Below are 5,877 nucleotides of genomic sequence, written 5' to 3' on the forward strand. Positions count from 1 at the left end.
GGTTTGCCTTTTTTGCAGTTGTCGTAGAACCGCGCAATTGCAGACCAAGCTCTTTCGGCAGAAGCCTGACGCGCTTGAGAGTTGAGTTTAGCAGCCCAAGGAAATTCTTTGGCCAGGACAGCGCAGTAGGCGCTTAACTCGTACTTGCCGATTCCCAAGTTGTCGAGCCCGTATCTGAGACAGCTATTGCGAACGAAGCGAGCGGTGCGGATGGCTTCGTCTAGCCTCTGGTACTGTTGCTGCGTTCCCTCAAGTTTTGCCTCAAATACCAACATAGTTACGCCTGTCGTGTCAGCGTAAGTATAACACAGAAAGCCGTCCTACAAGGACGGGGCTTTAAACCCAATTATTTTGGTAAAGTAAGGGCTTAACTCCAGCTTGTTAAAGCTAGCGCTAAGAGAGTTTAACAGAGAGTGGATCTGAGAAAAGAGTCCACTCTTTTCTGTGTATGAGGAATGCGATCGCCTACGGTTTAACAGAGAGTCTATTTATTGAGGAACTCTCCCCCTGAAGAAGGAGAGATTTCGTTTCTAGACTACTGGCAGAAGTGGTTAAAACGGCTAAAGTTTTTTGTAGAAAAAGCTGCTTGATAAATCGAGAAATAGTTAGGATCAAGCTGAGGTGGCCAGTTCAACCCCTAACTATTTAATATCCAAATTGCAAAGTCACAGAAGCTTCTACCTGCTGTTCCCCTCCCACCACTGGCGTTGTAATAATATCAGCACCAGCAGCGCGAGCACCAGCCAATTGCCGGTACATTGGAGGCGGCGCGATCGCACCGTTGACTTGAATGCCCAGAATCTCTCCCCGCTTCAGGTTGAGGGCGCTAAAGACTGCATCCGCTTGCGCTTGAGCATCTTGAGTGGCTTTTTTGAGTGCTTGTTTTCGAGCAGATTCGATCGCACTTTCGGCGGCCGCAAAACTCACACCGTCGATGCGTGTGGCTCCGGCATTCACCGCATCGTCGAGCAAAGTGCCGGCAGATGCAGTATTAATCCGAAAACTGACGGTATTTGTCGCCGTATAGCCCGTCAAGCGCTGCTGGTTGTTTTCGTAGCTGTAAGTCGGGCTCAGGGTGATGCCGGCAGTTTCGAGTTTTTCGACTTGGCGCGATCGCAGCAACTCTACCACAGCGGACGATCGCCTCGCCGCTTCCTGCTGCACCTCGGCCGCCGTTTTCCCCTGCACCTCAACCCCCAGCCTCACTTGTGTTTGAGTTGTAGGAATCGCTTCCACACCCCGCCCAGTAACAGTCAACGTTCTGATCCCCTGTTCCCCGGCCGCCACCGCCGGATCTAATCTCACAAAACTCACGAGAGTTAAGGTTAAACACAACGCTGTTAGCAGACTACGGAAATTAATGCGATCGCGACGTTGCAAATTTGAACTCATAAACTTGATTCTCCTCACATACAACAGATGCTATACTTTACCTTCCCACTGAAAATGCTAAATATCCGGGTTGTTACATTTTTAGCAACTAAAAAAGTATTACTGATTAGTCATTAGTGATTAGTCATTAGTCATTAGTCATTAGTCATTATATGCAATCCTTAAAACAAGTTGCCCGCCGACTTAAGAAAGAGACTTACGCGGTTTATTTAGCCAGTACAGACCAGAGAGTAGCTTGGTACGCCAGAATTTTAGCAGGGCTTACGGTTGCCTACGCTTTTAGCCCGATCGACTTAATTCCCGATTTCATACCAATTCTCGGCTACTTGGACGATTTGATAATTGTACCCTTGGGAATTTGGCTGGTACTGAAGATGATTCCGCCACAGGTTTTAGCAGAGTGTCGGGAAAAAGCAGCCGCAGAAATAGAGCGAGGAAAACCGATAAATCGGGCTGCAGCTGTTGTGATTATTGCCATTTGGATTGGCTTGGGAATATTAGCAGCAATGTGGCTGATACGAATATTTAAACGTTAGAATGCCGGGCGGTTGAAACCGCGGCTATACAGACAAAACCCGCCTCCGCGGGTTAAAGAATAGGCGGTGAAAATTATGTTTTACGCTATTCTCTTAAGTCCGCGGAGGCGGACATCGTTTGTGTAGACGCGGTTTAAACCGCCGTCTGATCTGATATTATATTGTAGTAGGGCGAGCGCACTGCATCTGCTGTAATTATTGCCATCGGGATTGGCTTGAGAATATTAGCAGCAATGTGGCTGATACGAATATTTAAACGTTAGAATACCGGGCGGTTGAAACCGCGGCTATACAGACAAAACCCGCCTCCGCGGGTTAAAGAATAGGCGGTGAAAATTATGTTTTACGCTATTCTCTTAAGTCCGCGGAGGCGGACATCGTTTGTGTAGACGCGGTTTAAACCGCCGTCTGATCTGATATTATATTGTAGGGCGAGCGCACCTTACCTTAAAAAAAATCGCGGTATTCCATACCAAGTATTATTTACCGCTTAAAAAATTAAACTAACTTTCTAGCTATGACTCAAACCACTGATTTCCTCAGCCACCTCAACCCATCTCAGCGCCAAGCAGTCGCCCATTATAACGGGCCCCTGTTAGTAGTAGCGGGCGCTGGTTCCGGCAAAACCAGAGCTCTAACTTACCGAGTTGCTAACTTAGTTCGCACCCATCGAGTCGATCCTGAAAATATTCTGGCGGTGACATTTACCAATAAAGCAGCCAGGGAGATGAAAGAAAGAATTGAGAAATTGCTGGCAACTCAGCAAGCTGAAGCCGAATATGGCAAACCTTTGGTAGACTTAGCCCCGGATGTGCAGACGAAATTGCGATCGCAAATTTACCAAAGAATTACCAAACACATTTGGATGGGGACTTTTCACTCTTTGTGCGGCCGCATTCTCCGCTACGATATTGAAAAATACCAAGACGAAAAAGGCCGCCAGTGGAAAAAAAACTTTTCGATTTTTGACGAGTCAGATGCTCAAAGTCTTGTCAAACAAATTGTAACAAAAACACTGAACCTCGACGACAAGAAATTTGACCCGCGAAAAGTCCGGTATATCATCAGCAACGCTAAAAATAAAGGTTTGTCGCCTCAAGAATACCAAGCAGCAGAACCGGATTATCGAGGTCGTGTGATTGCGGATGTTTACAGTCGCTACCAAGACGCTTTAGCCGCCAACAATGCCCTAGATTTTGACGACTTAATCCTCGTTCCCGTTAAACTTTTGAGCCAAAACGAGCAAGTATTAAGTTACTGGCATAAAAAGTTTTGCCATATTTTAGTTGACGAATACCAAGATACTAACCGCACTCAATACGATTTGATTCGGATGTTGGTGACAAATAACGCTGACCCAAAAAGCTTCGATAAATGGCAAAACCGCTCGATTTTTGTTGTGGGCGATGTCGATCAATCAATTTACAGCTTTCGGATGGCTGATTATACCATCTTGCTGGAATTTCAAGAGGATTTTGGAGATGGTTTGTCCGACGAGAAAACTCGGACAATGGTAAAATTAGAGGAAAATTATCGATCGCGCGAAAACATCCTGCAAGTCGCGAACCACTTGATCGAACACAATACCGAACGGATCGAAAAAATTCTGCGGCCGACTCGCGAACCGGGAGCTCCGATTGTTGTCTGGCGGGCAGACAACGAATTAGATGAAGCGGAATTTGTAGCAGGTCAAATTCATTCCTTAAAGCGCCAAAATTCCGAATACGAAAACGGCAGTAACTTTGCGATTCTCTACCGCACAAACGCTCAATCTCGATCCTTTGAAGAAGCGTTAATGCGTTTAGACATTCCTTACAATATTGTCGGCGGCCTGAAGTTTTACGATCGCAAAGAAATCAAAGATATCCTAGCATACCTGCGGGTGCTTGCCAATCCCGACGATAGCGTCAGCCTCAAACGCATCATCAATACTCCCCGTCGCGGCATTGGGGATACCACATTTTCCAAAATCGAAGACGCTGCAACTCAGTTAGGCATTCCGTTGTGGGAAATCCTCAGCGATGAATCTTCTGTCAATACTCTCGCAGGGCGATCGGCAAAAGCTATTATTAAGTTTGCCGAAATGATTGGTCGTTGGCAATCGCAAGTTGAAACTCTGCCGGCTTCGGAAATTGTCCAAGGAATTATCCAAGATTCAGGCTACATTGAAGATTTGAAAAATCAAGGAACCGAGGAAGCAGAAAATCGGATAGAAAACGTCAGAGAATTGTACAATGCTGTGCTGCAATTTGAAGAACAAAACGAAGAACCGACGCTGACATCATTTTTAGCAAAAGCATCTTTAGCATCCGATTTAGATGACTTGCAGGAAGAAGATTCCCGCGTATCGCTGATGACGCTACACTCTGCAAAAGGGTTAGAATTTCCCGTAGTATTTTTAGTCGGAATGGAACAGGGTTTATTTCCCAATTTCCGCAGTTTGGACGACCCGAAAGCGATCGAAGAAGAACGCCGTTTGTGCTACGTGGGCATCACTCGCGCCCAGGAATTGCTATTTCTCACCCACACTCGCGAACGTCGCCTCTGGGGAGGCTACCGGGAACACTGCACCCCTTCGCTATTCTTAGGGGAATTGCCGACACATTTGCTGGCTGGAACTGCGAAGAAAACTAAAGCGGGGAAAACGGCTGCATCTAAAGGAAAAACTAATAATTCAGCAGCAAATTCCGGCACTTCTCAAGCGCGAAACAATGGACAATCGGCGGATTGGCAAACGGGCGATCGGGTTTTTCATCATGCTTTTGGAGTTGGAGAAATTACGCACGTTTTGGGAGAAGGTGATAAAACTAATCTGGCCATTAAGTTTTCAGGTTTGGGCAGAAAAATCATCGATCCCAGAACAGCTAACTTGCAGCGAGTGTAATAGAAAATCCGGCGGTTTAAACCGCGTAGATACAGGCAAAACCCTAGAATAGCGGGTTGAAGAATGGGCGGTTAAAATGCGGTAAGAATTACGTTTTATCTTTAGTCCACGTCGGGTATCTCGTTTGTGTAAACGCGGTTTCAACCTTCGTTTTATCTAAGTAAAAAGTAGAAATAAAAACCTAAACTCTTATGTCTTACAGTCAATTTACGACCATCGGCAAGGTTAAAGAAGCCTTCAATCTTACAGTAGTGGAAGGAATCAGATTTCTGCCGGAAATCGAACCGATCGCACCCGCAACAGCCTTGCAGACCATGCTGGAGACAAATTTGCCTTGGGCGATCGCCACTAGCACCGAAAAAGCCCGTTCTGAAGCTATTATTAACCCTGTATTGCTGGAAGTTCGCAGGATTCTGAACCAACAAATCAGCGTGTTTTCGGGTGAGGAATTTAATGTTGATGTGGCTGTTGGACTTACAGGAGTTTGCGATTTTATCATCAGCCGTTCCCCGGAACAATTAGACGTTGAGGCCCCGGTAATTGTGATGGTGGAAGCTAAAAAAGGAGATTTGAAAGTAGGTTTGGGTCAATGTATTGCTGAAATGGTGGCGGCCCAGAGATTTAATGAAGCCAAAGGGCGATCGATTTCCGTCATCTACGGCAGCGTTTCCAGCGGCACAGCTTGGCGGTTTCTCAAGCTGGAAGGGCAAATAGTGACGATCGATCTTACCGACTATCCGCTACCTCCGGTAGATAAAATATTGGGATTTTTAGTGTGGATGGTGTGCGAAAATTAGCATATATCAAATTCTGCGTTGAAAACTCCCGATCGGAGTCGGCGGTTAAAACCGTTACTACACAACCTTGCCTCCGAACAGAGGGGACTCAAAAGAAATGATTCAAGACTCTCCCGCAGAGAATCGCCCCTCGATCGATCTTATCTCACATCTTGCACCATTCTCAAGAACAGGCTTTTCGGCCTGTTCCACAATAACATTCACTCTTTGTGGAACAGGCCGAAAAGCCTGTTCATAAAAGACTTATTAACAATAATGCAACATCGCA

4 protein-coding genes and 1 pseudogene are annotated in these 5,877 nt (G+C 46.1%); 3 read left to right on the top strand and 2 right to left on the bottom strand.

What is annotated here, in order from left to right; genetic code table 11:
• Both QUA16_RS28055 and QUA16_RS28060 read right to left on the bottom strand, forming a co-directional pair.
• Positions 1–275: pseudogene (locus tag QUA16_RS28055) on the bottom strand (RNA-guided endonuclease TnpB family protein); the annotation flags it as partial.
• Positions 276–645: 370 nt separating this feature from the next.
• The gene (locus QUA16_RS28060; protein WP_333107532.1) at positions 646–1,392 is read right to left on the bottom strand and encodes an SIMPL domain-containing protein; all 747 of its coding nucleotides are present in this window, start codon (positions 1,390–1,392) and stop codon (positions 646–648) included.
• A gap of 152 nt (positions 1,393–1,544) precedes the next feature.
• Between QUA16_RS28060 and QUA16_RS28065 the strand changes: the two genes are divergently transcribed.
• The 3 genes from QUA16_RS28065 to QUA16_RS28075 all read left to right on the top strand — a co-directional run bounded on the left by QUA16_RS28065 (position 1,545) and on the right by QUA16_RS28075 (position 5,609).
• Positions 1,545–1,928 carry a YkvA family protein gene (locus QUA16_RS28065; protein WP_333107531.1) on the top strand — a complete coding sequence of 128 codons (384 nt, stop codon included), beginning with the start codon at positions 1,545–1,547 and terminating at the stop codon, positions 1,926–1,928.
• 517 nt (positions 1,929–2,445) lie between these two features.
• Positions 2,446–4,812, top strand: a complete 2,367-nt coding sequence (gene pcrA / locus QUA16_RS28070) for a DNA helicase PcrA (protein ID WP_333107530.1) — start codon at positions 2,446–2,448, stop codon at positions 4,810–4,812.
• 191 nt (positions 4,813–5,003) lie between these two features.
• Positions 5,004–5,609 (top strand): hypothetical protein, encoded by a 606-nt coding sequence (locus QUA16_RS28075; protein ID WP_333107529.1) that lies wholly within the window; start codon positions 5,004–5,006, stop codon positions 5,607–5,609.
• Positions 5,610–5,877 lie beyond the last annotated feature (268 nt).

Source organism: Microcoleus sp. S13_C3 (genome assembly GCF_036700905.1).
GTDB lineage: Bacteria > Cyanobacteriota > Cyanobacteriia > Cyanobacteriales > Microcoleaceae > Microcoleus.